Origin of the sequence: Methyloceanibacter methanicus, assembly GCF_001723285.1 — a bacterium.
GTDB lineage: Bacteria > Pseudomonadota > Alphaproteobacteria > Rhizobiales > Methyloligellaceae > Methyloceanibacter > Methyloceanibacter methanicus.
Genome location: NZ_LPWG01000002.1, coordinates 79,431 through 104,787 on the forward strand (window position 1 = coordinate 79,431; position 25,357 = coordinate 104,787).

Below are 25,357 nucleotides of genomic sequence, written 5' to 3' on the forward strand. Positions count from 1 at the left end.
ATGGGATTGGATCGTGTGACGTCATGGCAGCACCGCTAGCGCTTCTTGCGATGCTCGTCGAGCTTGCCGTCGGCTATCCGGCACGGCTCGTGAAGCGCGTCGGCCATCCGGTCACCTGGATGGGAGATGTCATCTCCTGGCTGGACCACCGTCTCAACGATGCGGCAAAAGACGCGGCCGCGCGGCGCCGGGCGGGCCGCATCGCCCTCACGCTCGTGTTGCTCGTCGTCGGTGCGAGCGCCTTCATCCTCGAGACGGCCCTCCTGCTGTTGCCTTTTGGGCTGCTCTTCGTTGCGCTGGCCGCAAGCACGCTGATCGCGCAGCGCAGCCTCTACAGCCACGTGGCCGCCGTCGCCGATGCGCTTGAGACCGGTACGCTCCAGGAGGCCCGCGCCGCGGCGTCGCAGATCGTGGGACGCGACACCGCGCCGCTCGACGAGGCGGGCGTCGCGCGCGCCGCCATCGAAAGTCTCGCGGAGAACTTCTCCGACGGTGTGGTCTCGCCCGTGTTCTGGCTCGGGCTGGCGGGCCTGACCGGCGGGGCGATCTACAAGGCGATCAACACGGCCGACAGCATGATCGGCCATCGTTCGCCGCGCTATGCGGATTTCGGGCGGGCGGCGGCCGGGCTCGACGATGCCGTCAATCTGCCTGGGTCCCGTCTGTCGGGGCTGTTGCTCATCGGCGCGGCAAGCCTCATGCAGGACGCTTCGGCCAGGCGGGCCTGGGCGGTCATGCGGCGCGATGCGGCCAAGCATGCTTCGCCCAACGCAGGTTATCCGGAAGCGGCCATGGCGGGCGCCCTCGACGTGGCGCTCGGCGGTCCCCGCGCCTATGCCGGATCGCTCACCGACGGCCCGTGGCTCGGCGACGGCCGGCGTACGGCGACGGCGGCCGACCTTCGTGCGGCGCTCCGCCTTTATGTCCGCGCCGACGGCCTGTTGATCGCGCTCGTGGCGCGGCGGCGGCTCTCAGCATGGCCTTCACCGTGACAGGGTGAGCAGTCGATCCACATCGACATGAGCCTCCAGATGGGTGGCGAACTCGTCCAGGATGGCATCGATCTGATCATCGTAGCCGATTTGCAGCGGTCCCGCGGCAAACCGCTCGAGCCATGCGGCGCGCTGCCGGTCGTCCGTGAACAGACCATGCACATAGGTGCCGAACACCTTGCCGTTCGCCGAGACCGCACCATCCGTCGCCCCGTCCTCCAGCACCGCGAAGGAACGCGCACAATCGGGCCCTTCCGTGCGGCCCATATGCATCTCGTATCCCTCGAACCGCACCTGATCGAACGTGACCCCGTGCGCGGGCTCGAGGCGCTTCTCCGCCGACAAGGTCGTGTTCACATCGAGCAGACCGAGCCCCTCTGCTTCGCCTGGCGCCCCTTCGATGCCGTCCGGGTCTCGAAGCACCCGCCCCAGCATTTGATAGCCGCCGCAAAGCCCCAGCACCGCGCCACCGCGGCGCACATGCGCGGCGATATCGATATCGAAACCGGCCTCTCGCAAAGCCTGCAAATCCGACAGCGTCGCCTTGGACCCAGGCACGATGACGAACTGCGCATCGCCAGGCAGCGCCTGACCGGGCCGTATACGGACAAGGTCGACGGCAGGCTCGGCGGCCAGCGGATCGAGATCGTCGAAATTGGCGATATGGGGCAGCACCGGCACGGCGATCTTAAGTTTGGCTCCGGTCTTGCCGGTTTGGGCCTCGTCGAGCGCCAAGGCGTCCTCGGCCGGAAGGCCGGCCCGCGCGAAGAACGGGATCAGCCCAAGCGCCTCCCAGCCGGTCGCGGCGGCAATGCGCGCCATCCCTTCGGCAAACAGGGCCGGATCGCCCCGGAACTTGTTGACCAGGAACCCTTCGATCATCGCCGCATCGGCGGGATCGAGCACGGCCTTCGTCCCGGCGAGACTGGCGATGACGCCGCCTCGGTCGATATCGCCGATCAGGATGACCGGCACGCCGGCCGCGCGGGCAAAGCCCATATTGGCGATGTCGCCCACGCGCAGATTGACTTCCGAGGCGCTGCCCGCGCCTTCCACGAGCACGATGTCGGCCTCGGCCTTGAGGTGGGCAAAACTGTCTTGGACGGCGCCCATCAGTTGCGGTTTCAGCGCCTGATAGTCGGCCTTGGCCTTGCCGTGGACGCGGCCGCGCACGACGATCTGCGCACCGACCTCGCTTTGCGGCTTGAGCAGGACGGGGTTCATGTGAACGCTCGGAGCCACGCGTGCGGCCCGCGCCTGAAGCGCCTGGGCGCGGCCGATTTCCCCGCCGTCGCTGGTGACGGCTGCGTTGTTCGACATGTTCTGCGGCTTGAAGGGCACGACCTTCAGCCCACGGCGCACAAGCGCGCGGGCGAGCCCGGCCACGATCAGGGATTTGCCCACGTCGGAGCCCGTGCCCTGAAACATGAGCGCGCGGGCGGTCATCCCTAGTACTCGATGCCGGCTTGCGCCTTCACGCCGGCGGCGAAGTGGTGCTTCACCAGTGTCATGTCGGTGACGAGGTCGGCCGCCTCGATCAGACCCGGCTTGGCATTCCGTCCGGTGACGATCACATGCAGGTCCGGACGCCGCGCCTTCAGCGTGGCGATGACCTCGTCGACAGGCAGATAGTCGTAGCGCAGGGCGATGTTCAGCTCATCGAGAATGACCAGGCTGAAGCTGGGATCGTCCATGAGTTCCACCGCCTTGGCCCAAGCTCGTTCCGCCGCGGCGATATCGCGGGAGAGATCCTGGGTTTCCCACGTGAAGCCTTCGCCCATGGAATACCAGGCCACCTGATCGCCGAACTTCTCCAGAGCGTCGCGCTCGGCCGTGTGCCAAGCCCCCTTGACGAACTGGACGATCCCGACGCGCTTGCCGCGCCCGATCATGCGCAAGGCGAGGCCGAACGCGGCCGTGGACTTGCCTTTGCCGGTACCGGTGTGAACGATCAGAAGCCCTTTTTCGACGGTCTTCCCGGCGACCTGGGCGTCCTGCAATTCCTTGCGCTTGGCCATCTTGGCCCGATGACGCTCGAGGTCCTTGTCTTCGACCGACTTCGTCATGTGTTTCCCTTCACAATGAGAGGCTGCCCGGCGACCACCAAGACGACCCGGCTGGCGAGAGCCGCGATCTGCTGGTTGAGACGGCCTTGCGCGTCGCGAAACGCACGGCCAAGCGGCGTCTCCGGCACGAGCCCCAGCCCCACCTCGTTGGAGACCAGCACGGTGGCGTTTTCGCGCGTCTGCAGCGCGTGTTCGAGTTGCGCCATGGCGCGGTCGATATCGAACGGGCCATGCATGATATTCGAGAGCCACAAGGTCAAACAGTCCGCGAGCACGACGGCCCCTTTCGGCGCCTCGCGGATCGCATCCGCCAGGTCGTGGGGCGCTCGATCGTCTGCCAACCGGCTTCGCGACGGGCCTGATGTTCGGCAATGCGGGCGGCCATCTCGTCGTCATGCGCCTCGGCCGTGGCGATATAGATCCACGGCGGGGGAGAGACTTGACGAAACTCTCGGCAAACCGGCTCTTGCCGGATCGGGCCCCGCCGAGGACCAAGGTGATTCCTTCGTCCTCGGGGCTGGCACTTGCCATTATTGGCTACGCGTCTGGAATGATTTGCCCGAGAAGCGCGGCAATCCCGATGCCGACCACCACGGCGCCGGCTAGACGCGGGGCGATGGCCGAGACGGACGGGGTCCGCACGCGGAAGAGCAGGGCGACACCGACGCTGAGGACACTCTGTATGATCACGAGACCGAGCAGATAGGCCGCGAGGGGTGTCGGCTCCGCGCCGAAGATCGACTCGCCGTAGGCATAGCCATGCGCAAGGCCCGCGGCACCGAACAGTGCGGCCCAGGCGGCAAGCGGAAGCGCGCGGCCACTAGCGACGAGGGCGCCGACGATCACCACGGAGGACGCCACGATCAGTTCGGCGCCAGGCAGATCGAACCCGCCCACGTGGATACCGACACCGATGGCCGACGCCGCGACGAAGAGAACAGGGAGGCCGAGATTGAGACCGCCGACGCCGACTGCTACGCCGACGGCGATGAGAAAGGCCAGATGGTCGAGCCCGATCACCGGATGGCCGAGACCGGAAAGCAGGCCCTGAGAGAAGGTCGAGGGCATTTCGCCGCCCATCATGTGATGCGCCGACGCCGGCGCAGCGGTGAGCACAAGCGCGGCGAGCGCCAAAAACACGATGCGATGCAGTGAAGACGTGGTCATGTGATCCCCCTTGCGCCCTCCGCCCGAGCGCGCGGTTCAAGGTTGGCGCCGCGGCAGGTCTCCTGACTTTGCGGCTCCATCCATCCTCTCGGTCGTCTGGAGCCCTCGTTCCAGTGACCAAGAGAGGGATGTGCGCCGCTTACAGTTGCGGGGGCAGTCACGGAATTGGGAAATCCCTCACCGTGTTCCCTTCATTTATCCCGCGGAGCGCGGGAACCATCGGCGCTCCGACTATAGTCGGCAAAGGGCAAGCCGCAAGGGGAATCCCGGGGCGCCGCGCCGGCGCCGGCGCCTGCAACGCATTGACAAACGCGGCTGAGGGGCCCTTATGTGCCGTATCGACGGTTGCTCATTTCGAGCGAACAGGGAACGCGGTAAGGAAAGTTCCAAATCCGCGGCTGCCCCCGCAACTGTAAGCGGTGTGCCCAGGCAAGAGCTGGAAAGCGGTCTTGGGCGCCTAAGCCAACGCCACTGGGTTCGACCCGGGAAGGCGGCGAAGGTTGATACCCGCGAAGCCAGGAGACCTGCCGTCGATCGAGTCGTCCGCCGGGCGGGGTGCCTCCGCGACGCTGGGTTCTTGGCCCGACACGCGTCGCGGCCGTCGTGCACCCTTCTTGCCGCGGGGTCTCGTTCGAGACCGCCAGAGGATCTCAAGGGTGACACTTCCCGAAGGCAGCAACGACCCGACCCCGGAGGCCCAAAACGGGCCGATCGTTTATGTCTGCGTGACCTGCCGCAGGGCGGGCGAGACCGAGGAAGGCCCGCGCCCGGGCTCCCTGCTTGCGGCGGCGACGGCCGAAGCCGCCCGCGGAACAGGCGTCACCGTCACGGGCGTGGAATGCTTGGTAATTGCAGCCGCTCGCTCAGCGCCGCGATGCGCGCGCCCGATAGCTGGACCTATGTGTTCGGCGGTCTCGATGCCGCCAACGATGCGCCGGCGTTGATCGCGGGGGCGCAACTTCTCGTCGATGCGGCCGATGGCATCCTGCCCTGGGGCGGGCGGCCCGATGTCTTGAAGCGCGGCCTGATCGCGCGCATACCACCGCTCCACTTCACACCGACCTCGGAGGACCTTGAATGACGTCCGTTGCCCGCGTTCCCTGCACGATCGTGACCGGCTTTCTCGGCTCCGGCAAGACAACGCTCATCCGCCATGTTCTCGCCAACGCCAACGGGCGGCGCCTCGCCGTGATCGTCAACGAGTTCGGCGATGTGGGCATCGACGGCGAGATCCTCAAAGGCTGTGGCGACGAAAACTGCTCCGAGGAGAATATCGTCGAACTTGCCAATGGCTGCCTGTGCTGCACGGTTGCCGACGAGTTCGTGCCCGCGCTCGACGCGATTCTGGCGCGCCACCCCCAAGTCGATCACATCGTCATCGAGACCTCCGGGCTCGCGCTGCCGAAGCCGCTCGTGCAGGCCTTCCATTGGCCCGCGATCAAGAACCGTGTCACGGTCGACGGTGTGGTGGCGGTGGTCGACGGCGCCGCGCTGTCCGAAGGACAAGTGTCCGCGGATCTCGAAGCCTTGTCGGCGCAGCGGGCGGCGGACGATGCCCTCGATCACGACGACCCCATCGAAGAGGTGTTCGAGGACCAAATCGCCTGCGCGGACCTGATCGTCTTGAACAAGCGCGATCTGCTCGACACGGAGGGGCTCGAGCGTGCGATGACGACGGTCACCGGCGCGCTCCCGCGCGGGATCGGCGTCGTCACGGTCGCGGAAGGCAAGGTCGACGCCACCGCACTCCTCGGTCTCGGCATCGGCGCGGAGGACGATATCGAAAACCGCATGACCCACCACGACAGCGAGGCGGATCACGACCACGACGACTTCGACACGTTCGTGGTCCCGATCGCCGAGGTGGCCGACCCCGCGTCCATCGCCCAGCGCATCGCCGATCTGGCCGGGGCCCACGATGTCTTGCGCGTCAAGGGTTTCGCCGCGGTGGCAGGCAAGCCCATGCGGCTTCTGATCCAGGCCGTGGGACCGCGCGTGAATCATTATTTCGACCGCCCCTGGGGGCAGGCCGAGGACCGCCAGGGCAAGGTTGTCGTTATCGGCCTGAAGGGTCTGGACCGCGACGCCGTGGTCAAGTCCCTGGCCGGATAGCCCGCAGGCAGCGACCATGCACCTCCTACAGACAAGCAGCGCGACGCTCGACGACATCGCCGAGCCGATCGACCTGGGTCAAACCCCAGGCGATATCGTGATCTTGTCGTTCACCGACAGCGACCTTGCCGGGCTCGTGGCGGCCTACGCAGAAGAGCGGGACTGTCTGCCGTCGGTACGGCTCGCGCGCTTGCGCGACCTGCGCCATCCGATGTCCACCGATCTTTGGATCGTGACGGTCGCGCAACACGCCAAGGTCATCGTGGTGCGTCTCCTGGGCGGACTCGACTGGTGGCGCTACGGCGTCGAGCGTCTGGCGGCGGTGGCCCGCGAGCGCGGCATCGCCTTGGCGGTGCTGCCGGGCGAGGACCGGGACGATACGCGCCTGTTCGAGCAGTCGACCTTGGACGAACCGGAACTCAAGACGCTGTTGGCCTATTTCCGCGAAGGCGGACCGGCCAATCTGCGCGCGCTTCTGCGGCGTTTGGCCCGTCTCGGAGGGACGGAGCTGCACGCGCCGGCGCCGCAAGCCTTCCCGCGCATGGGCGTCTACTGCCCCGGCGAGGGCGTTGTCGCGCTCGAGGCTTTCTTGGCCGGAGACCACACGGACGCGGATGACGCCCGAGACCTGGCGACGGTGCCGATCCTGTTCTATCGCGCCGCCCTTCTCGCCGCCGACACCGGTCCGATCGATGTTCTGTATACGGCGCTTTCCAGGCGCGGGCTTCGCCCCGTCCCGCTCTTCGTGCCCAGCCTGAAGGCTCCCGACGCCATTGCGTTCGTGCGTGGCGCGTTCGAACGGTTCGGACCGTCCGCGATTGTCACGACCACCGCCTTTGCCGCTGGCGACGGCGTCTTCGAGGGATGCGATGCGCCTGTCGTGCAAGCGGTCATCGCCAATACGAGACGCGAGGCTTGGGCGTCCAACCCGCGCGGTCTTGGACCTGCGGATCTGTCCATGCATGTGGTGCTCCCCGAGCTCGACGGGCGCGTGCTGGCGGGGACGCTGGGGTTCAAGGACACGCAGGACAAGGACGAGGCTTTGGGCTTCGCCGGCTTCGTCAGCCGACCTGAACGGGATCGCATCGAGGCCGTCGCGGACAAGGTCGCCGCGCTCGTCCGTCTGCGGCATCTGCCGCGCACCGAACGCAAGATCGCGATCGTTCTGCCTGACTACCCTGGCGCGGGCGGCCGGGCCGCCTACGCGGTGGGGCTCGACGTACCCGCAAGCGTGCTCGGCGCGATGACGGACCTCGATGCCGCGGGCTACACGGTGGACGACATCCCGCCGGGCACGCATTCTTTGCTCGCCCGCCTGACCGGCCAAGACAATGGTCTAAGCCTGGGGCTCGAAGACTATGAGGCGCATCTGGCGGCCCTTCCCGAGGCGGTTGGCGCGGCCATGTGCGAAGCCTGGGGCGACCCTGAGAACGATCCGGATTTTCGCGACGGCGCCTTTCGCTTTCAGGCCGCAACGTTCGGAAATGTGACCGTCGCGCTCCCGCCGGATCGCGGCAAGACGACGGACCGGCGCGCGGACTACCACGATCCCGATCTGCCGCCGCGCCATGCGCTGCTCGCCTTCGGCCTGTGGCTTCAGCACGAGGTGTGCGCCGATGCCATGCTGCATCTCGGCGCGCACGGCACGCTGGAATGGCTGCCGGGCAATGCGGTCGCGCTCACCGCCTCGTGCTTCCCCGAAGCCGTGCTGGGCGCGTTGCCGGTGTTCTATCCCTTCATCGTGTCGAACCCTGGCGAGGCCGCGCAGGCCAAACGCCGCGTGGCGGCGGTGACCATCGGCCATCTGCCGCCACCGATCACGGGCACGGAAATGACCGGCGCGGCTTTGGAGCTGGAGCAACTCGTCGACGAATATGCGATCGCCGACGGACTCGATACCCGGCGGCGCGACCGGCTGGCGGCGCTGATCGTCGACAAGGCGAAGGAGACGGGGCTCGCCGACGAGGCGGGGCTTTCGCGCGACGAATGCGGGCAAGAGGCGCTGCGCAAGATCGACACTTGGCTATGCGATCTCAAGGACCTCGCGGTCAAGGACGGTCTTCACGTCTTTGGGCGCGACCCGCATACGGACGATGCCGACTGGATCGCCTGCGCGGCGGCGGAGCGGGCCGCGCTTCTCGCGGCGCTGGACGCCAAGCGGGTGCGCCCGGGACCGGCCGGAGCGCCGTCTCGGGGGCGGCGCGACGTGCTGCCCACCGGGCGCAACCTCTACACCGCCGATCCGCGCGTCCTTCCGACCCAGACTGCCATGGAGTTGGGCATGCGTGCGGCCGACGAGGTCGTTCGCGGCTATATGCAACAACATGGGGAGATGCCCCGGTCGCTCGTAATCGACCTCTGGGGCAGCGCGACCTTGCGGACCGGTGGCGAGGAAATCGCCCAAGGGCTCGCCCTGATGGGCTGCCGGCCCGTCTGGGACCCGGCGACCGGGCGCGTCACCGGTGTCGAAGTGTTGCCGCCCGCTTCCATGGGGCGGCCCCGCGTCGATGTGACGTTCCGGATCTCGGGACTTTTCCGCGACCTCTTTCCGGCTCAAATCGCGCTGTTGGATGCGGCGGTCAAGCTCGTGGCGGCGCGCGACGAGGACCCGCACGACAATCCGCTGGCCGCGGCGGTCAAGGGAACCGGGAATGCCGTTCCCGAGCGCATTTTCGGCAATGCGCCGGGTGCCTATGGCGCAGGCATCGAGGATTTTCTGGGCGCACGGGCCACTGATGACGGATTCAAGGACGCCTCCGACGAGATTTTAGGGGCGGCGTACCTGGCGGCCACCTCGTATGTCTATGGCGGCGCGGAGGGCGAGGGCACGGCACGGCACGGCGCCTTTGCCGACCGCGTGGCCGAAGCTGATCTTCTCGTTCACCTGAGCGACGACCCCACCCGCGACATTCTCGAAGGCGCCGAGGACGTGGCCCATATCGGCGGCTTCGCCGCGGCCGCCCGCACGCTCGGTGCCAAGCCCGACCTGATCGTGCTCGATACCACCAATCCATCCGCCCCGAAGGCGCGGCCGCTTCCCCAAGCGCTGGCCCGCATCGTCCGGGCCCGCGCGATCAGCCCCGCCTTCATCGCCGGCATGATGCGCCACCGCGCGCGCGGCGCTGCGGAGCTCGCCGAGACCGTCGACCGGCTCGCGGACTTCGCGGACGTGACCGATGCGGTCTCCGGCGCGCTGTTCGATGCGATCCATGACGCCTATCTTGGCGATGCAACTGTACGGAATTTCTTGGTGCGCGAGAATCCGCAAGCAGCATGCGCGATCGCCGAGCGCCTTGAGACGGCGCGGCGCAAGGGCCTGTGGCATCCGAAGCGCAACGATCTTGGGATGGACGACCTTCTGGGCCTCGCGGAGGCGGCACAATGAGGACGCGATCCGTTCGGAACCTCCACGCTGGCGCCGCCAATGCACGAGGCGCTTGTCCGTGCCTCTCGGCCCCCATGGAAACGGGAGACGGCCTGCTGGCGCGTATCGTTTCATCTGGCTGATCGCCATCGACGACTTTGCCGCACTATGCGCGGCCGCCCGCACCCATGGCAACGGGCTGATGGAGGTCACCGCGCGCGGCAGCTTGCAGATCAGAGGCCTGACGGCGACATCCGCGCCGCAATTCGCAAGCGCGGTCGCGGCGCTCGACGTCCCCGTCGACAATCATGTTCCGGTCCTGGTCTCGCCGCTGCCCGCGCATCCGACGGCGCGGTTCGACGCGCGCGGCCTCGCCGTCGAAACGCGCCGGGCCATCGACGCGCGCGGGCTGGATCTCGCGCCGAAGGTCTCGGTCGCAATCGACGACGGCGGCCCGATCTCTCTCGATAGCCTCGCCGCCGATATCCGTCTGCGTGCCGTTGGTGCTGACACAGCACCGCAGCTTCTCCTAAGCGTTGGCGGCGACCACGAAACCGCGGCCCCGCTTGGACTTGCGCGGTTCGAGGATGCGGCGCGCCTGGTCGTGGATCTCCTGGCGGTGCTGGCCGAGAGCGGCACGCATGCACGCGCCCGCGACGTGGCGGCGCGCGAGGGGCCGCACCCATTCGCGCGCGCCGGTGGCAGCCGGATCGAGGCAACGTTCGTTCGCCCGGCCATGCGAATCACCGAGACGATTGGCTTGCATCGCCTGCATGGCGGGGCGTGCGCGATCGGGGTCGCGCTGCCGTTCGGCCAGACCCATGCGCTCGATCTCATCGCACTTGCCCGCGTTGCGGGTGCCAACGGCGCGGACTGGGCGGCGCTCGCGCCGCAGCGCACGCTGCTGCTCGGTCCCATCGACGAGATGACCGCGTTCGCGCTCGGAACGGCTGCCGATACGCTCGGCTTCATCGTGGACGCGCGCGATGCAAGACGGCGCATTGCTGCCTGCGCCGGCGCACCGGCCTGCGCCTCGGGATACATCCGCTCGCGCGAACTGGCCGCGCGAATCGCCGAGCGCCTGCCCCAAGGCGGCTTCGCGCTTCACATTTCCGGATGCAGCAAGGGTTGCGCCTATCCGCGGCCGGCGCCTGTGACGATCTTGGGCACGGCGCAAGGACCCCGTATCATCGAAGGAGAGTCCGTCGCTCAACTGCCATACGGCGATCCGTATACCGATGATATCGTTGCCGAGACGGTGCGCAGGATTGCCGCGGAGAATGAGGATGCTTGAGAACGACTATATTCGAGACGGCGCGGCGATCTACGCGCAGTCGTTTGCGATCATTCGCGAAGAATCGGACCTGTCTCGGTTCACGCCCGAGCAAGCGGACATCGCCGTGCGCATGATCCATGCCTGCGGCCGGGTCGACGCGGCGGATTTCATCGATTTTGCCGAGGACTTCGTGCCGGCGGCGACGCGTGCCTTGCAACAGGGCGCTCCGATCTTCTGCGATGCGCAGATGGTGGCGCACGGGGTCACGCGCGCGCGGCTTCCGGCGAACAATGACGTGATCTGCACCCTGCGCGACGAACGCACGCCCAAGCTCGCCGAGGAGCTCGGCACGACGCGCTCGGCCGCGGCGCTGGAACTGTGGCGCGACCGTCTCGAGGGCGCGGTTGTTGCCATCGGCAACGCCCCCACCGCCTTGTTTCATCTCCTGGAGATGTTGAGCGCGGGCGCACCGAAGCCCGCCGCCATTCTCGGCGTGCCCGTCGGCTTTGTGGGCGCGGCCGAATCCAAGGACGCGCTTGCGGCACGCTCCTGCGGCGTTCCCTGGCTTGTCGTGCGCGGCCGCATGGGCGGCAGTGCCATGACCGCGGCGGCGCTGAACGCGCTCGCCAAGAAGGGTATATGAGGATGAGCCTATGAGCCGCATGACCGGCCGTCTGATCGGCGTCGGCGTTGGACCCGGCGACCCCGAGCTTCTCACGGTGAAGGCGCTGAACGCGCTCAAGTCGGCGGATGTCATCGCCTATTTCGCGAGGCCGGCAATGTCAGCAATGCGCGCAGGATCGTCGAGGGCCATCAACGGCGCCGAGGAACTCCCGCTGCTCTATCCCGTCACCACGGAGATCCCCAAGGCGCGGGACGCCTATCGCGACGCGATCGCCGATTTCTACGACGTGTCGGCGGCGGCGGTCTCCTCCTATCTCGACGACGGGCGCGACGTGGCGGTGCTGTCCGAAGGCGATCCGCTGTTCTACGGGTCCTACATGCATATTCACGTGCGCCTCAGCCGCCGCTATCCGACCGAGGTCATTCCCGGCGTCACCGGCATGTCCGGCTGCTGGTCGGCCGCGGCCGCGCCGATCACGCAAGGCGATGACGTCTTCACCGTGTTGCCGGGGACTTTGCCGGAAGTCGAGCTGGAGCGGCGCCTGGCCGATAGCGATGCCGCCGTGGTCATGAAGGTCGGCCGGCATCTGCCGAAGATTCGCCGCGCCTGCGAGCGGGCCGGGTGCCTCGACCGGGCGATCTATGTGGAGCGCGGGACGATGACGAACGCGGCGGTGATGAAGCTCACCGACAAGCTCGATATGACGGCGCCCTATTTCGCCATCGTGCTCGTGCCCGGATGGGAGGAGCGACGATGAGCGGCCGTTTGACCGTTGTCGGGCTGGGTCCCGGCGACGATCGCTTCCTGCGCCCGAGGCGCGCGAAGCGCTTGCGAGCGCAGAGGCCCTCTATGGCTACGGGCCCTATCCTCGACCGCGTGCCGGTACGCGAGGGCCAAGCGCGCAATCCGTCCGGCAACCGTGTCGAGGGCAACAGAGCGCGGGCCGCGCTCGCCCATGCGGCGCAAGGCGCGCATGTCGCAATGGTCTCGGGCGGCGATCCCGGCGTGTTCGCCATGGCGGCTGCCGTGTGCGGAGAGATCGAAGACGGTCCGGAGGCGTGGCGGGCCCTGGACCTGCACATCGTTCCGGGGATTACCGCCATGCTCGCCGTCGCGGCCAAAGCCGGCGCGCCGCTCGGTCACGATTTCTGTGCGATTTCGCTGTCGGACAATCTCAAGCCCTGGGAGCTGATCGAACGGCGCCTCGATGCCGCCGCCACGGGCGGTTTCGTGATCGCGTTCTACAATCCGATCTCGACGGCGCGGCCGTGGCAGCTCGGCCAGGCCTTTGCGCGACTAGGACGGCACCTGTCGCCCACCACGCCCGTGATCTTCGGGCGCGCGGTCGGGCGCGACGACGAGGCGGTCACGGTCACGACCTTGGACAAGGCCGCCGAGACGCCGGCGGACATGGCAACCCTCGTCATTGTCGGCGCGCCCGAAACCCGGGTCATCCCGCGCGAGGGCAAGGCGCCGCTGGTCTACACCCCGCGCATGGCCGCGACGGTGAGCGCATGATCGCACCAGGCCAGGGCCTCTTCGACCGTCTCGGCGGACGGTGCCTCCGGCAGGAGCGGCCGCCGTACCATGACGACGGGAATGCCCAGCGCCCGCGCCGCGGCGATCTTGCCGTAGGTGGCCTCGCCGCCGCTGTTCTTGGAGACGACGATCTCGATGCGATGCCGTTCCAGCAACGCACGGTCGTCCGCCTCGCCGAAGGGACCCCGCGCCGTCACGTAGGTTGCGTTGGGAACCGCCAGAGGCGGATCGATGGGGTCGACACTGCGCACGAGATACGCATGCTGGGGCGCTGTCTCGAATGGCGCGATGTCTTTGCGGCCGACGGCCAGAAAGACGCGCACCGGCTTGGCGCCCAACGCTTTGGCCGCCTCTGCGATCGTGCCGACCTCGGTCCAATCGTCGCCCGGACGCTTGGTCCAGGGGGCACGGCGCAGGGCGAGGAACCGGACCCCGGTCTCGCCGGCCGCCCGGAACGCATTTGCCGAAATCGTGTCGGCGTAAGGATGCGTCGCATCGATCAACAGGCCGATATTTTCGTCGCGGATGTGCCGGGCAAGTCCTTCGGCCCCGCCAAAGCCACCGATGCGCGTCTGCACGCCTTGGGCGCGCGGGCTGGCGGTCCGGCCGGCGAGCGACAGCGTGACCGCGAGATCGTCGCGTGCGGCCAGCGCCCCTGCGAGCTGCCTTGCTTCCGTGGTGCCTCCGAGAATGAGGATGTTCATGAACGGTCCTAATCCGATTGCGGCGGAGCCTGCCCCATTGCAGCGGTGGCTGTCCATCGTAGGCCTTGGCGAGGACGGCGTTGAGGGCCTTGGACGCGAGGCGCGCGACCTCATCGAGAATGCCGAATTCGTCTTCGGAGGGGTGCGCCATCTCGCGCTCGCCGCGCCGCTGATCCGGGGCGAGGCCAAGCCCTGGCCGTCGCCGTTCTCATCCGCGCCGGGCGAGGTGGCGGCCCTACGTGGCCGGCGGGTTTGCGTCCTTGCATCGGGCGACCCCTATTTCTACGGCGTCGGCGCAACGCTTGCGGGCCATGTTCCGGCCGAGGAGACGCGGGTCGTCCCCGCGCCGTCCGCCTTCAGCCTGGCGGCGGCGCGGCTGGGATGGCCCCTTGCCGAAACCGTGTGCGTGTCGCTGCACGGGCGCGCGCTGGACCGGATCCGGCCGCACCTGCACCCGGGCGCGCGGATCCTCGCCTTGACGTCGGATGCCGAAGGCCCGCGCGCCTTGGCGGCACTGCTCTCAGAGACTGGTTTCGGCCCATCGCAAATGACCGTGCTGGAGGCCTTGGGAGGCGCCCGCGAGCGCATACGCATGGCCGAGGCGCGCGGCTTCGGCTTGACGGATATTGCGCCCCTGAACACGGTCGCGATCGAGGTTGCCGCCGAACCGGGCGCACGCATTCTCGCCTATGCGCCGGGGCTCGACGACGATCTGTTCGACCATGACGGCCAGATCACCAAACGCGAAATCCGGGCCCTCACGCTCTCCGCGCTCCGGCCCCGGCAAGGCGAGCTCCTCTGGGATGTGGGCGCCGGGTCCGGCTCCGTCGGGATCGAATGGCTGCTGGCCCACGCGTCCTTGCGCGCCATCGCCGTCGAAGCGGATACGGACCGCGCCGCACGTGCGGCCCGCAATGCCACTGCCTTCGGCGTGCCACATCTCGATGTGATTCAGGGCCGCGCGCCCGAGGCGCTCGCCGGTTTGCCGCAGCCCGACGCGATCTTTGTCGGCGGCGGAGGCAGCGGAGACGGCGTGTTCGAGACGTGTCTCGGGAGGCTGAAGCCCGGCGGCCGCCTGGTGGCCAACGCGGTGACGCTCGAGACGGAATCGGAACTGATCAAGCGGCATGCTGCGCATGGCGGCACGCTCGTCCGCATAGAGGTCTCGCGCGCGAACGCCGTCGGCGGCAAAACCGGCTGGCGTCCCGCGATGCCCGTAACCCAATGGAGCTGGGAGAAGACATGATCGTTGCTGGGATCGGCTGCCGCAAAGGCGTGACCGCCACGGAAATCGACGCCGCGATTGACGCCGCCTTGCGCGAAACGGGGCTGACGCGCGATGCGCTGACCTTGCTGGCGACGTCCGACGGCAAAGGCAGCGAGCCCGGACTGGTCGACGCCGCCGCCGCGCGCGGACTCGAACTCACGCTCGTCAAGCCCGCGGCGCTGGAGAGCGCCGGTCCGCGCACGCAATCGTTTTCGCCGAGGGTCAACGAGATGTTCGGCGTTCCGTCCGTGGCCGAGGCGGCGGCGCTCGCCGCCGCGGGTCCCGATTCCGCGCTGCTCGCGCCGCGCACCATCCTCGGCCCCGTCACCTGCGCCCTCGCGAGCGCCGCGCGGGAGACGTGACCGTCCACTTCATAGGCGCAGGCCCGGGCGCGGCGGACCTGATCACCGTCCGCGGACGCGATCTCATCGCGCGCTGTGCGGTCTGTCTTTACGCGGGATCGATCGTCTCCGAAGATCTGCTCGCCTATTGCCCGGCGGGGGCCCGCATCGTGAACACCGCTCCGATGGCCCTCGACGAGATCGAGGCGGAATATGTAGCCGCGCACGCGCAAGGGCACGACGTGGCGCGACTTCATTCCGGCGATCTGTCCGTCTATAGCGCCGTGGCCGAGCAGATGCGCCGGCTCGATACACGCGGCATCCCCTACACGCTGACGCCGGGCGTCCCGGCATTCGCCGCCGCCGCCGCGGCGCTGGGCCGTGAACTGACCGTTCCGGAAGTCGCGCAAAGCGTGGTGCTGACCCGCGTGCCCGGCCGGGCCTCGAAGATGCCGGACGGCGAAACCCTCGAAGCCTTCGCCGCGACCGGCACCACGCTCGCCATTCATCTTGCGATCCACGCGCTTCCAAGAGTCGTCGAGAGCCTGCTGCCGTTCTATGGCGCGGACTGCCCGGCCGCCATCGTCGCCCATGCAAGCCACCCTCAAGAGCGCATCTTGCGTGGAACGCTCGGCACGTTGGTCGCACAGCACGAGACGAACCCGATCGAACGGACCGCGCTGATCCTGGTTGGGCCCGCGCTCCTCAGCGGCGATTTCAGGGAGAGCGCGCTCTACGACGCGGACTATCGCCGCCGCTATCGGGGAGGTCCCGCATGAGCGCATGCCCCGGCGACGGCATGGGCCCCTTGGATAGACGCCGTCACGGGAGGTCCGCGCCGTGAGCGCTCCAGGCATCATCGTCGCCGCGCATAAGTCCGGGGCCGGCAAGACCACCGTGACCCTCGCCCTGCTCGCGGCCTTGAAGCGCCGGGGACGTCGAGTTCATCCGGCCAAGACGGGGCCGGACTATATCGACCCCGTCTTTCACGAGCGGGCGGCCGGCCGGGGCAGCATCAACCTGGACAGTTGGGCCATGCCGCCGGGCCTTCTGGACGCGTTGATGGCGGACGTCTCCGCCGACGCGGACATTGCCGTCATCGAGGCGTCATGGGGCTGTTCGACGGGATTGCCGGTGCGCCCGGGCCGCTCAGGCGCCACCGCCGATCTCGCGGCGCGCTTCGGGCTTCCCGTGATTCTGGTGATCGACGTCACGTCGCAGGCCCAGTCCGCCGCTGCGCTTCTGCGCGGCTTTGCAACCCACGACCCGGCCGTGCAGATTGCCGGCGTGATCCTCAACCGCGTGGCGAGCGAGCGCCACGCCCGGCTGATCGCGCCCGCCATCGAGGCTCTGCGCATTCCCGTTCTTGGAATGCTGCCCCGCGACAAGACCGTCGCGCTGCCCAAACGCCATCTCGGTCTCGTTCAGGCGGGTGAGCACGACGACCTCGAGGCCAGGTTCGACGCGCTTGCGGACCTCGCCGAGACGCATCTCGATCTGGAGGCGATCAGCGCTCTGGCACGGCCGCCGCTTCTGCAGGGCGAGCCTGTCTCTGGGCGCCTGCCGCCGCCGGGCCTGCGTATCGCGGTCGCCGAGGATGCGGCCTTCACCTTCCTCTACCCTCATCTCGTCCAGGGCTGGCGGGCGCAAGGCGCCACGCTCGTCCCGTTCTCGCCGCTCGCGGACGAAGGGCCGGCCTCGGATTGCGATGCGTGCTGGCTGCCGGGCGGCTATCCGGAGCTCCATGCGGGCCGGCTGGCCGCCGCGACGCGCTCAAAGACGACGTTGGCGGCGTTCGCGCAGACCCGGCCGGTCCACGGCGAATGCGGCGGCTACATGGTTCTAGGGCAGGGCCTCGTGGATGGCGACGGCACGCGCCACGCCATGACCGGCCTCCTCGGCCACGCGACGAGCTTCGCCGACCGCAAGCTTCATCTCGGCTACCGCGAGGCGCGGCTCCTGGAACCGTGCGCGCTGGGCGGCGCGGGCGCGTCCGTGCGCGGTCACGAATTCCACTATGCGCGGGTGATCGAGGAGGGCAACGATGCGCCCCTCGCCACTCTTGCCGACGGCGAAGGAAATACTCTTGGGCACGCCGGGGCGCGCCGGGGCCCTGTGACCGGCACGTTCTTCCACGCGATCGCCGCAGCTTGAGCGGCAATCCCTAGGACGTGGATTTCCCCGAGACGTGCGCTTCCTCGAAGGTGGCCATGCCCGTGTGGCAGACGAGCGCCGCACGCAGCACGAGGAGCGCCACGGAGGCGCCGGTCCCCTCGCCGAGCCGCATGCCGAGATCCAGCAGCGGCCGCATGCCAAGTTCCTGGAGGAGGGACTCATGTCCGGCATCGGCCGATTTGTGGCCAACGCGGGCATGGTCCAGCGCATCGTCCCGCAGCGCCTTCAACGGCGCGACGGCCGTGGAGGACACCATGCCGTCGATCAGCACGGGCGTCCGCTTGTGACGGGCCGCGAGGCACGCGCCCATCATGGCGGCCAATTCGCGCCCGCCGACGGCGGCCGCGGCCCGCAACGGATCGCCGAGCACGTCGGAATGGTACAGCAGCGCCTGTTGGATCACGGCGCGCTTGCGGCCGAAGCCGTCCCTGCCGACGCCCGTCCCGGTGCTGGCAAAACGTGCCCCGCCCCCGAACAGCGCGCCGGAGAGCGCCGCCGCCGCCGTGGTGTTGCCGATGCCCATTTCACCCAAAACGATCAGGTCCGCGTCGTCGGACACTTGGTCGTAGCCGGTGCCGACAGCCTCCAGGAATTCCGCCTCGTCCATCGCCGGGGCTTCGGTGAAATCGGCGGTGGGCCGGTCGAGATCGAGCGGCGTCACGCGCAGCCTCGCGCCATTCGCGCGGGCAAGCTGGTTGATCGCGGCCCCGCCTGCGGTGAAATTCGCCACCATCTGCCCGGTGACCTCGGGCGGGTAGGCGGAGACGCCCTGGCCGGCCACGCCGTGATTGCCCGCGAAGATCAGGATTTCGCAGTTGTCGAGGGTGGGCGGGTTGCGCCCCTGCCAGGCCGCCAGCCAGGCCGTGAGCTCTTCCAGCCGGCCGAGCGAACCGGGGGGCTTGGTCAGTTGGGCCTCGCGCGCGGCGGCCGCGTCGGCGGCGGATTGGTCCGGCGCGGGCAGGTCGAGACACGCCGCGCGCAACTGTTTGAAGGAGGAAAAGCGGGACATTTCAGCGTAGTGTCGCAAGAAGGCGGCTGGAGAGAGACGAGGATTCCAATTTCATGGGCGGCATTAGCACGGACCTCAGGGCGGGCCTAGCCTTTTGCACGCGGCTGCCTGTCACGGCCGCTGACGGTACCCGGCTTGCCGATGCCGCGTGGACACTTCCGGTCGCGGGCGCCCTCATCGGGCTGATCGGCGGCGTCTGTCTGTATGTGGGCATGGCGGTGGGCCTGCCGCCTTTCGCGGCGGCAACGCTCGCCGTCGCCGCCACGGCCCTGGCGACGGGCTGTCTGCACGAGGACGGGCTGGCCGACACGGCCGACGGCTTCGGCGGAGGACGGGACCGGGCGCGCGTGCTCGAGATCATGCGCGACAGCCGCATCGGCACGTACGGCGTAATCGCCCTGATCGTCAGCTTTCTCTTGCGAATCGGGGCCCTTTCGAGCCTTGCCGCAGGGGGCGCGGGCTTGCCGGTGCTGGCGCTCATCGCCGCGCATACGGGGGCCCGGAGCGTCCTGCCGCTTTTCATGCGGGCGGTTCCCCGCGCCCGCGCCGACGGTCTATCGGCGAACGCGGGCCAGCCAAGCCCCGGCATGGCCGCCATTGCCATCGCCATTGCCGTCGTCGTCGCGATCGTCTGTCTTGGGCTCGGCCCGACCCTGGTCTCGGCACTCCTGGCCGCCGCCGCGCTCGCCCTACTCGCCCGCATGAGTATCCATAAGATCGGCGGCCAGACCGGGGACGTCCTGGGTGCCGCCGAACAGACCGGCGAAATCTCGATCCTGCTCACGGCAGCCGCGCTGCTCTAGGGTATCAAGTGGGGCCACGGCCTGCCTGAGTCACGCAATCGCGAGGAGCGGGGCAGCGCGAAGAACCGCGTTGCATGCTAGGATCGGGATACAGTGGCCCGCAGCGGCCTCAAGAAGGTCGGGGCCATGAGGAGTTCCGTCCCATGCGTATTGCGATCGCCATTATCGTCTGTCTCGGCGTGTCGTGGGCCGCAGCCTCCCGCGCGAGCGCCGCACCCGTTCCCCTGACCGGAAACGCGGCGCATTCCATCGCCGAACACAGCGGCTCAATGGTCGCGACCGCCGCCAAGCGATCGCGCAACACCGTGAGGCGCAGCACCCGCAAATGCGGCTGGCAGTGCAAGCGCTATTGGCGGCCCTACCAGTATCGCTACTGGAAATTCTACTACCCCTATGGCGGCCCGCTCTTCTCGGCGGGGCGTTAGGCTGGTTCATCTCGCTGCAATAAAAGGGTGACACCGCGGCACTGGCTTGTGGCAGAGTGCGCCGCGTGACGCCCCCGACCCCCGCAATAACCGCCCGCGCGATCGCGCTTTTCGAGGCTGCCCGTGAGCGGCCGGGCGCGCCCCAGCCCATTCCCGAACGTCTCTTCCTCATCGATGTGGAACGGCAGATCGCGACCCTGATCGAGAACGGCGCGGTCGTGGCATCGTGGCCCGTCTCGACGGCGCGCAACGGCATTGGCGGCGCGAACAACTCCCTCAAGACGCCGCCAGGCTGGCACCGCATCGATGCGAAGATCGGGACGGGCGCAGGCGCGGGCACGGTGTTTTCCTCGCGCGAGCCCACCGGCGAAGTCTGGCAGGGCGAGCCTTGCGAGGCCGATCTCATTCTCACGCGCATTCTGACGCTGGACGGCCTCGAAGAGGGCGTCAATCGGGGACCGGGCTGCGACTCGCGAGAGCGCTACATCTATATCCACGGCTCGAATCACGAGGTGCTGATCGGACGGCCCGTGTCGTGCGGCTGCGTTCGCATGTCCAACGCCGACGTGACGGCGCTGTTCGACCGGGCCCGCGAGGGGGACTTCGTCCTGATCGTGCCCTCCGAGACGCGCGCGATCCCGGACCTTGCGTCGGGACGCTTTCACTATGCGGGCCTTGGCGGCTCGGGCATGAGCGCCATCGCCCAGTTCCAGGCCATGAAGGGCGGACGCGTCAGCGGCAGCGACCGGGCCTTCGACCAGGGCGAGCGAGCGGCCGTGCGGGCCCGGTTCGAAGCGCTTGGAATCTCCGTGTTCCCGCAGGACGGCAGCGGGGTCGGCGAGGACTGCGCCGCTCTCGTCGTGTCCACAGCGGTGGAAGAAACGGTGCCCGACTTCGCCACGGCCCAAGCGCGCGGGGTGCCGGTTGTACATCGCTCCGAGATGCTGGCCCATTTCGTCGGCACCTACCGGTCGATCGCGGTGACGGGCACGAGCGGGAAGTCGACCGTCACCGGCATGATTTTCGAGATCCTGCGCGGTATCGGCGCCGATCCCTCCGTAATCACGGGCGGGGACCTGCCCGCGCTGCAGGCACAAGGGCTGATCGGCAACGCCTATGCGGGCGAGTCCGACCTGCTCGTGGTGGAAGCGGACGAAAGCGACGGCTCCCTGGTGCGCTACGCGCCCTCTATCGGCGTCGTGCTCAATCTCCAGCGCGACCACAAGGAGATGGACGAGGTCGCCGCCATGTTCGCCACGCTGCGAGCGCGGACGCGCGAATCGCTGGTCGTCGGCGATGATGCGAATCTCGATGCGTTCGCGGGCGGCGCCATCCGCTTCGGTCTCAGCGAACGTGCCGATGTTCGCGCGACGGACGTGCAACACCATCCGAACGGTGCGAGGTTCCGCGTCGAAGGCGTCGGGTTCGAGATTCCCGTCCCGGGCCTCCACAACGTGACCAACGCGCTGGCAGCGATCGCCGCGTGCCGGGCCGCCGGTTTCCCGCTGGAGAGCATGGCTGCGCCACTCGCCGGATTCTCCGGCATCGGACGGCGGTTCCAGACCGTCGGCCGCGCCCGGGGCATCGAGGTCGTGGACGACTTCGCGCACAATGCGGAGAAGATCGCCGCGGCGATCCGAACGGCAAAGCTGCGGGGGCAGCGTGTGCTGGCGATCTACCAGCCGCACGGCTACGGCCCGACACGCTTCCTCTGGCAGGATTTCGTGCGGACGTTCTCGAGCGAGCTCTCCGCGCAGGACCGTCTGCTCATGCTTGAAGTCTTCTACGCGGGCGGCACGGCCACGCGGGATTTCTCCGCCGCCGATATCGTGCGCGAGATTGCCACGAAGGGCACCAACGCCTCCTTCGCGCCGTCGCGGGAATGGCTTATCGCCAGAATCGCAGACGAAGCGCGTGAGGGTGATGTGGTGCTGGTCATGGGTGCGCGCGACCCGTCGCTCACGGGCTTTGCGCGCGACATTCTCGGCGCGCTCGAGGGCGGCGCAGCACGGCGCGCCTAGCCCGGCCGGCTAGTTGCCGAGAATCCCTGAGATGAAGTCGTCGACGCTATTGGCGGAGCGGCGGCGGCGCGGACGGGGCTCCGAGTAGCGCGGCGCGGGACTCGTCTCCGCAACGTCCGCCGAATACGGCACATTGAAGTACGCGGGGTTCTTGAAGAGTTTCGCCGCCATCTGGTTGTCAATGCCGTAGACGTCGCCGAATTCCTGAATCGACCCATAGCTGTCGGCAACGGCCGTATTGTAGGTGAGGTGGACCGGAATATTGCGGTTGAGCGCGATGACCTTGGTCTGGCCTTGCGCCCGCGCGAGCACGTCCTGGACCGTCCCCATGGACCAGCCCTTGTCCTCGCCGAGCAGCAAGGCGGCAAAGCGTGCCGGCTGATTGACGCGGATGCAGCCGTGACTCAGTGTCCGCGTCTGGCGCGAGAACAGCTCCTTCTGGGTCGTGTCGTGCATGTAGATGGCGTGACTGTTGGGGAAATTGAACTTGAACTGGCCCAGCACGTTGTGGGGCCCGGGATCCTGCGTGAACGTGTAGGTGTGAACGTTCGCGGTCTGCCAGTCCACCGCGTCGGCATCGACTGGCTTGCCCCCCTTGCTGACCGTGAGCCCATAGCGGCTCAACATCCTGTTTCTGGACTCTGGACCGCTGAACAGCCCGCCTGAGCGCCGGGGCCCTTTCAATTTCGGAGCGATATCCTCTTTGACGATGGTCGGCGGAACCGTCCAATTGGGATTGAACACGATGTTCCGCATGGGCGCGGAGAAGAACGGCGTGGCGTATTTGACCTGCCCGACGATCGATTTCTCCCGGTAGATTTCGCGGCCGCCCTTGAAGACCCGGAACTGGAACTCGGGAATGTTGTTCCAAACGTGGAAGCTACCGAGATCCGACGGAAGCCAGCGCCAGCGCTCCATGTTGATGACGATGCGCTGGACGTTCCGGTCGTTGTCGGGATTGCGGCCAAGGCCCTGCGCCGTGTCGCGGGCATGCACGAGCGCGGCATGCAGCCGTTGGTATTGCTCCGATTGCGGATGAAGCGCGAGGAGCGCCTTGTCCGGCGTCTCGGACGCCGCCAGCCCGGTCAGCACGGTCTTCGGGTCGCGCGCCTTTGGATTGTAGTCGAACAGCTTGTGGGCTCGCGACGGAGTGAGCCGCCCGGTCTGGGCGTGGCGCGCGTATTTCAGAGCGGCGGCGGACAATGCGAGCTCGGCGTCCGCCCGCGCCTCGTCGGTTGCAAGGGCGGCGTTGGGGTCCGGCACCGCGTAAGCGCCGGCATCGAGCCCCCAATCGTCCGCGTCCTGGATCGTCGCGATGAGCACTTTGGCGCCGGACGTCAGGCCGTCCTCGGTGACCCAGAACGGTTCGTCGTCACGCTCGCCATAGAGCGTCTTGAGGGCTTCCAAATCGGCGGCGGCGACCTTGGGCGCCGCGGGGCCCTCGAGCTTGGACCGGACCGACGCAATCACCGGGTCGACGGGCGGAGGCGGGGGCGGCCCAACATCGACCGCGTTGTCCGCCGGGGGCTCGTCTTCGGCGGCGGTACCGTCGTCCGGGACGAGCGCCGAGCCCGGACTGAGAGCGGCGACTTGGGTCTCCTCGACGTCAGGTTCTTCGCTGCCCGGCGGCGGCGACACATCCAGAACGACCGTCGCATTGTAGGCGCGTGGATCGGGCTTGGGCGCCGCTGCCGCAGGGGCATCGGCTGCGCGCGCGACGTCGGTCACATCCGCGGGCACCGCTGATTGAGCGGTGCTGCTCGGCGCCGAGGCCGGCGCGATCGAGGCCGTCGCCACAGGATCGGCTTCGGGCTCCGACACCACGTCGGACGCGGTCTTCGTGTCGGTCTCTGTGTCGGCTTCGGCTTTCGTCTCGGCTTCGGCCCCGTCCTTGACCCCAGATTCGTCCTTGGCGTCAACGCCGGTCTTGTTGGCCAGGCGGACCGCCTCCGGCTTCGGTTGCGGAGCGGGCGGTACTGGCCCGGCGTCGGCCGCCACTTCTGCGCTGTCGGCGTCAGCTTCAGCGCTTTCGGCCTCAGACGTGTCGGCGGCCTCCGTGGAGCCATCGGCTTCGGCCTTCGCCGCAAGCGCCGCCGCCGTGACCGCTGCAGCCGTGGCCGCGGCGGCCGTCCCGACGTCGGACGGGGAGGTCACGGCGATCTCGTCGGTCTTGTCCGCCAACGTCGCTTCGGCGGCATCGGACTCGTCCGACGCGGCTGCGGCGGACTTAGCATCCGCGGTTTTTTCGTCAGCTGTCTTCTCATCGGCGGTTTTGGCCCCGCCGGCGTCGCTTACGTCCGTCGCGGCCTCTTTGTCTGCGTCCTTGTTGTCAGCGCTCTCGCCGGTGCCCGCATCGGCCGCCTTGGTCTCGGTCGGCTCAGTCTCATTAGACTTTGCATCACCAGAACTGGCATCGCCAGAATTGGCATCGCTCGTCTCGGTCGCTTTTGCGTCGTCGCCGGTCGTTGCGTCGTCGCCCGTTTCGGCGTCAGCGGTCTTGGTCTCGCTCGCCTTGACATCACCAGACTTGGCATCGTCGGCTCTAGTGTCGGCGTTCGGCGCGGCATCCGAAGCCGCCGCCGTATCGGCCCCATCGGTCGCGCTCGCGGTTTCGTCCGGCTTTGAATCCGACGAAGCCGTCTTGCTGTCGCCATCCGTCTCGGTGTCAGCTTCTGAATCGGCCGTCTTGGACCCGGACGACGTCTTGGATTCAGACGACGGCTCGGAGTCCATGTCCGCCACGGACTGGGACTCATCTTCGGAGTCAGCCGCGAGCTCCGTCTTGGACTCGGCTTTGGGATCCGCCTCGCCTGCGACCTCAGTCTCCGTTTCGGCCCGTGCCGTGCCGGTGTCCGCCGCCGAGGCAACTTCGTCGGCCGAAGACGCATCGTCCTGCGCGTCGGCTGTCTTGGTATCGGCCAGTTCGGAATCGGGTGTTTCGGAGTCCGCCGTCTCGGTATCGGCCGTCTCGGTCTCCGCGGATTTGGTGTCTTGAGATGCCGTCTCTGCCGTGTCGGACTCGTCCGTCTTCGCCTCGTCAGCCTTGGACTCGTCAGCCTTGGACTCGTCAGCCTTGGACTCGTCAGCCTTGGCCTCATCAGCGTTCGCCTCGGCGGCCACGGACGGCGCCGGGTCCTCGTCCTTCGCCGCCGTGCGCCTGGGCGCCGGCAAGGCCAAGGCAACGCTTGCGGCCGACGTGGTGCCAACCCCGAGAACGGCATCGCTGTTCTTGGCGACCTCCGGCGAGACGGCCTTGGCGGAGACGGTCGCGAATACGCGATCCGGATTGCGGCTCGGTTGCACGGGCCGGGGCGCGCGATAGCGCTTGCGCTTAACTGCCGGCTTGCCGCCGAAAAGACCGGGCACGCGGAATTCGGCCGTCGCCTTGGACGGGGCCAAACCGGCGCCAGCCCCAAAAACCAAGAACGCCAGCGCCGTCAGCCCGACAATGGCGAATCGTCCACTCATTCG

The 25,357-nt window shown here is 68.2% G+C and carries 21 protein-coding genes, 1 pseudogene and 2 riboswitches; of the genes and pseudogenes, 15 read left to right on the forward strand and 7 right to left on the reverse strand.

The genetic code is table 11. The features are described from left to right. The first annotated feature begins 23 nt into the window (after positions 1-23). Positions 24-992 carry an adenosylcobinamide-phosphate synthase CbiB gene (gene cbiB / locus AUC68_RS00985; protein ID WP_069435939.1) on the forward strand — a complete coding sequence of 323 codons (969 nt, stop codon included), beginning with the start codon at positions 24-26 and terminating at the stop codon, positions 990-992. Here cbiB and AUC68_RS00990 read toward each other — a convergent pair. The 4 genes and pseudogenes from AUC68_RS00990 to AUC68_RS01005 all read right to left on the reverse strand — a co-directional run bounded on the left by AUC68_RS00990 (position 984) and on the right by AUC68_RS01005 (position 4,225). Further along, positions 984-2,438, reverse strand: coding sequence for a cobyric acid synthase (locus tag AUC68_RS00990; RefSeq protein WP_069435940.1), 1,455 nt, complete (start codon positions 2,436-2,438; stop codon positions 984-986). The two genes, cbiB and AUC68_RS00990, sit on opposite strands and share 9 nt — an antisense overlap. A 2-nt stretch (positions 2,439-2,440) precedes the next feature. Next, the gene (gene cobO / locus AUC68_RS00995; RefSeq protein ID WP_069435941.1) at positions 2,441-3,058 is read right to left on the reverse strand and encodes a cob(I)yrinic acid a,c-diamide adenosyltransferase; all 618 of its coding nucleotides are present in this window, start codon (positions 3,056-3,058) and stop codon (positions 2,441-2,443) included. Then, a pseudogene (gene cobU / locus AUC68_RS01000) lies at positions 3,055-3,589 on the reverse strand (bifunctional adenosylcobinamide kinase/adenosylcobinamide-phosphate guanylyltransferase). Before cobU ends, cobO begins: the two are co-directional and overlap by 4 nt. Positions 3,590-3,595: 6 nt before the next feature. Continuing rightward, positions 3,596-4,225: a HupE/UreJ family protein gene (locus AUC68_RS01005; RefSeq protein WP_069435942.1), complete on the reverse strand. Its 630-nt coding sequence runs from the start codon at positions 4,223-4,225 to the stop codon at positions 3,596-3,598. Positions 4,226-4,261: 36 nt separating this feature from the next. Further along, positions 4,262-4,461: riboswitch (cobalamin riboswitch) on the reverse strand. An 89-nt stretch (positions 4,462-4,550) separates the two neighbouring features. Continuing rightward, positions 4,551-4,771: riboswitch (cobalamin riboswitch) on the forward strand. 292 nt (positions 4,772-5,063) lie between these two features. On the opposite strand from AUC68_RS01005, the gene AUC68_RS18265 reads away from it, so the two are divergent. The 7 genes from AUC68_RS18265 to AUC68_RS01040 are packed head-to-tail and all read left to right on the forward strand — an operon-like array spanning position 5,064 to position 13,120. Then, a complete protein-coding gene (locus tag AUC68_RS18265; protein ID WP_342027204.1) occupies positions 5,064-5,306 on the forward strand; it encodes a DUF1636 family protein in 243 nt (80 codons plus the stop codon). Next, positions 5,303-6,337 carry a cobalamin biosynthesis protein CobW gene (cobW, locus tag AUC68_RS01015; RefSeq protein WP_069435943.1) on the forward strand — a complete coding sequence of 345 codons (1,035 nt, stop codon included), beginning with the start codon at positions 5,303-5,305 and terminating at the stop codon, positions 6,335-6,337. Before AUC68_RS18265 ends, cobW begins: the two co-directional genes overlap by 4 nt. 16 nt (positions 6,338-6,353) lie before the next feature. Next, on the forward strand, positions 6,354-9,722 hold the full coding sequence (gene cobN / locus AUC68_RS01020) for a cobaltochelatase subunit CobN (protein ID WP_069435944.1): 3,369 nt from the start codon (positions 6,354-6,356) through the stop codon (positions 9,720-9,722). A 58-nt stretch (positions 9,723-9,780) separates the two neighbouring features. Further along, positions 9,781-10,995 (forward strand): precorrin-3B synthase, encoded by a 1,215-nt coding sequence (gene cobG / locus AUC68_RS01025; protein ID WP_158008192.1) that lies wholly within the window; start codon positions 9,781-9,783, stop codon positions 10,993-10,995. Further along, positions 10,988-11,620 carry a precorrin-8X methylmutase gene (locus AUC68_RS01030; RefSeq protein ID WP_069435946.1) on the forward strand — a complete coding sequence of 211 codons (633 nt, stop codon included), beginning with the start codon at positions 10,988-10,990 and terminating at the stop codon, positions 11,618-11,620. Before cobG ends, AUC68_RS01030 begins: the two co-directional genes overlap by 8 nt. A gap of 10 nt (positions 11,621-11,630) precedes the next feature. Next, positions 11,631-12,359, forward strand: coding sequence for a precorrin-2 C(20)-methyltransferase (locus AUC68_RS01035; RefSeq protein WP_069435947.1), 729 nt, complete (start codon positions 11,631-11,633; stop codon positions 12,357-12,359). Continuing rightward, on the forward strand, positions 12,356-13,120 hold the full coding sequence (locus AUC68_RS01040; RefSeq protein ID WP_069435948.1) for an SAM-dependent methyltransferase: 765 nt from the start codon (positions 12,356-12,358) through the stop codon (positions 13,118-13,120). The genes AUC68_RS01035 and AUC68_RS01040 overlap by 4 nt, the downstream gene beginning before the upstream one ends. On the opposite strand, the gene AUC68_RS01045 is transcribed toward AUC68_RS01040, so the two are convergent. Continuing rightward, positions 13,084-13,845: a cobalt-precorrin-6A reductase gene (locus AUC68_RS01045; protein ID WP_069435949.1), complete on the reverse strand. Its 762-nt coding sequence runs from the start codon at positions 13,843-13,845 to the stop codon at positions 13,084-13,086. The two genes, AUC68_RS01040 and AUC68_RS01045, sit on opposite strands and share 37 nt — an antisense overlap. Between AUC68_RS01045 and AUC68_RS01050 the strand changes: the two genes are divergently transcribed. The 4 genes from AUC68_RS01050 (at position 13,844) to AUC68_RS01065 (ending at position 17,607) form a co-directional block, all read left to right on the forward strand. After that, positions 13,844-15,091, forward strand: a complete 1,248-nt coding sequence (locus AUC68_RS01050) for a bifunctional cobalt-precorrin-7 (C(5))-methyltransferase/cobalt-precorrin-6B (C(15))-methyltransferase (RefSeq protein ID WP_069435950.1) — start codon at positions 13,844-13,846, stop codon at positions 15,089-15,091. The two genes, AUC68_RS01045 and AUC68_RS01050, sit on opposite strands and share 2 nt — an antisense overlap. Then, positions 15,088-15,474 (forward strand): cobalamin biosynthesis protein, encoded by a 387-nt coding sequence (locus tag AUC68_RS01055; protein ID WP_069435951.1) that lies wholly within the window; start codon positions 15,088-15,090, stop codon positions 15,472-15,474. Before AUC68_RS01050 ends, AUC68_RS01055 begins: the two co-directional genes overlap by 4 nt. After that, positions 15,471-16,232, forward strand: a complete 762-nt coding sequence (gene cobM, locus AUC68_RS01060) for a precorrin-4 C(11)-methyltransferase (RefSeq protein WP_069435952.1) — start codon at positions 15,471-15,473, stop codon at positions 16,230-16,232. The genes AUC68_RS01055 and cobM overlap by 4 nt, the downstream gene beginning before the upstream one ends. Before the next feature lie 61 nt (positions 16,233-16,293). Then, on the forward strand, positions 16,294-17,607 hold the full coding sequence (locus tag AUC68_RS01065) for a cobyrinic acid a,c-diamide synthase CobB (RefSeq protein WP_069435953.1): 1,314 nt from the start codon (positions 16,294-16,296) through the stop codon (positions 17,605-17,607). A gap of 10 nt (positions 17,608-17,617) precedes the next feature. Here AUC68_RS01065 and cobT read toward each other — a convergent pair whose 3' ends face one another. Next, on the reverse strand, positions 17,618-18,637 hold the full coding sequence (gene cobT, locus AUC68_RS01070) for a nicotinate-nucleotide--dimethylbenzimidazole phosphoribosyltransferase (protein ID WP_069435954.1): 1,020 nt from the start codon (positions 18,635-18,637) through the stop codon (positions 17,618-17,620). A gap of 53 nt (positions 18,638-18,690) precedes the next feature. Here cobT and cobS point away from each other — a divergent pair, with 53 nt between their 5' ends. From cobS to AUC68_RS01085, 3 genes are all read left to right on the forward strand, one after another. Continuing rightward, positions 18,691-19,440, forward strand: a complete 750-nt coding sequence (gene cobS / locus AUC68_RS01075; protein WP_069435955.1) for an adenosylcobinamide-GDP ribazoletransferase — start codon at positions 18,691-18,693, stop codon at positions 19,438-19,440. A gap of 143 nt (positions 19,441-19,583) precedes the next feature. Continuing rightward, positions 19,584-19,865 carry a hypothetical protein gene (locus AUC68_RS01080; RefSeq protein WP_069435956.1) on the forward strand — a complete coding sequence of 94 codons (282 nt, stop codon included), beginning with the start codon at positions 19,584-19,586 and terminating at the stop codon, positions 19,863-19,865. A 65-nt stretch (positions 19,866-19,930) separates the two neighbouring features. Next, complete coding sequence (locus AUC68_RS01085) at positions 19,931-21,886, forward strand: L,D-transpeptidase family protein (RefSeq protein ID WP_141701029.1); 1,956 nt, start codon at positions 19,931-19,933, stop codon at positions 21,884-21,886. Between the two features lie 9 nt (positions 21,887-21,895). Here the strand turns inward: AUC68_RS01085 and AUC68_RS01090 are convergent, their stop codons facing one another. After that, positions 21,896-25,354 carry a L,D-transpeptidase scaffold domain-containing protein gene (locus tag AUC68_RS01090; protein WP_069435957.1) on the reverse strand — a complete coding sequence of 1,153 codons (3,459 nt, stop codon included), beginning with the start codon at positions 25,352-25,354 and terminating at the stop codon, positions 21,896-21,898. Between the last annotated feature and the right edge of the window lie 3 nt (positions 25,355-25,357).

Coding starts and splice junctions, on each gene's coding strand:
- AUC68_RS01050 (WP_069435950.1), top strand. CDS start 13,844: ATGAACGGTCCTAATCCGATTGCGGCGGAGCCTGCCCCATTGCAGCGG.
- AUC68_RS18265 (WP_342027204.1), top strand. CDS start 5,064: ATGCTTGGTAATTGCAGCCGCTCGCTCAGCGCCGCGATGCGCGCGCCC.
- AUC68_RS00990 (WP_069435940.1), bottom strand. CDS start 2,438: ATGACCGCCCGCGCGCTCATGTTTCAGGGCACGGGCTCCGACGTGGGC.
- AUC68_RS01080 (WP_069435956.1), top strand. CDS start 19,584: ATGCGTATTGCGATCGCCATTATCGTCTGTCTCGGCGTGTCGTGGGCC.
- AUC68_RS01045 (WP_069435949.1), bottom strand. CDS start 13,845: ATGAACATCCTCATTCTCGGAGGCACCACGGAAGCAAGGCAGCTCGCA.
- cobN (WP_069435944.1), top strand. CDS start 6,354: ATGCACCTCCTACAGACAAGCAGCGCGACGCTCGACGACATCGCCGAG.
- AUC68_RS01040 (WP_069435948.1), top strand. CDS start 12,356: ATGAGCGGCCGTTTGACCGTTGTCGGGCTGGGTCCCGGCGACGATCGC.
- AUC68_RS01055 (WP_069435951.1), top strand. CDS start 15,088: ATGATCGTTGCTGGGATCGGCTGCCGCAAAGGCGTGACCGCCACGGAA.
- cobO (WP_069435941.1), bottom strand. CDS start 3,058: ATGACGAAGTCGGTCGAAGACAAGGACCTCGAGCGTCATCGGGCCAAG.
- AUC68_RS01035 (WP_069435947.1), top strand. CDS start 11,631: ATGAGCCGCATGACCGGCCGTCTGATCGGCGTCGGCGTTGGACCCGGC.
- cobS (WP_069435955.1), top strand. CDS start 18,691: ATGGGCGGCATTAGCACGGACCTCAGGGCGGGCCTAGCCTTTTGCACG.
- AUC68_RS01090 (WP_069435957.1), bottom strand. CDS start 25,354: ATGAGTGGACGATTCGCCATTGTCGGGCTGACGGCGCTGGCGTTCTTG.
- AUC68_RS01005 (WP_069435942.1), bottom strand. CDS start 4,225: ATGACCACGTCTTCACTGCATCGCATCGTGTTTTTGGCGCTCGCCGCG.
- cbiB (WP_069435939.1), top strand. CDS start 24: ATGGCAGCACCGCTAGCGCTTCTTGCGATGCTCGTCGAGCTTGCCGTC.
- cobT (WP_069435954.1), bottom strand. CDS start 18,637: ATGTCCCGCTTTTCCTCCTTCAAACAGTTGCGCGCGGCGTGTCTCGAC.
- cobW (WP_069435943.1), top strand. CDS start 5,303: ATGACGTCCGTTGCCCGCGTTCCCTGCACGATCGTGACCGGCTTTCTC.
- AUC68_RS01030 (WP_069435946.1), top strand. CDS start 10,988: ATGCTTGAGAACGACTATATTCGAGACGGCGCGGCGATCTACGCGCAG.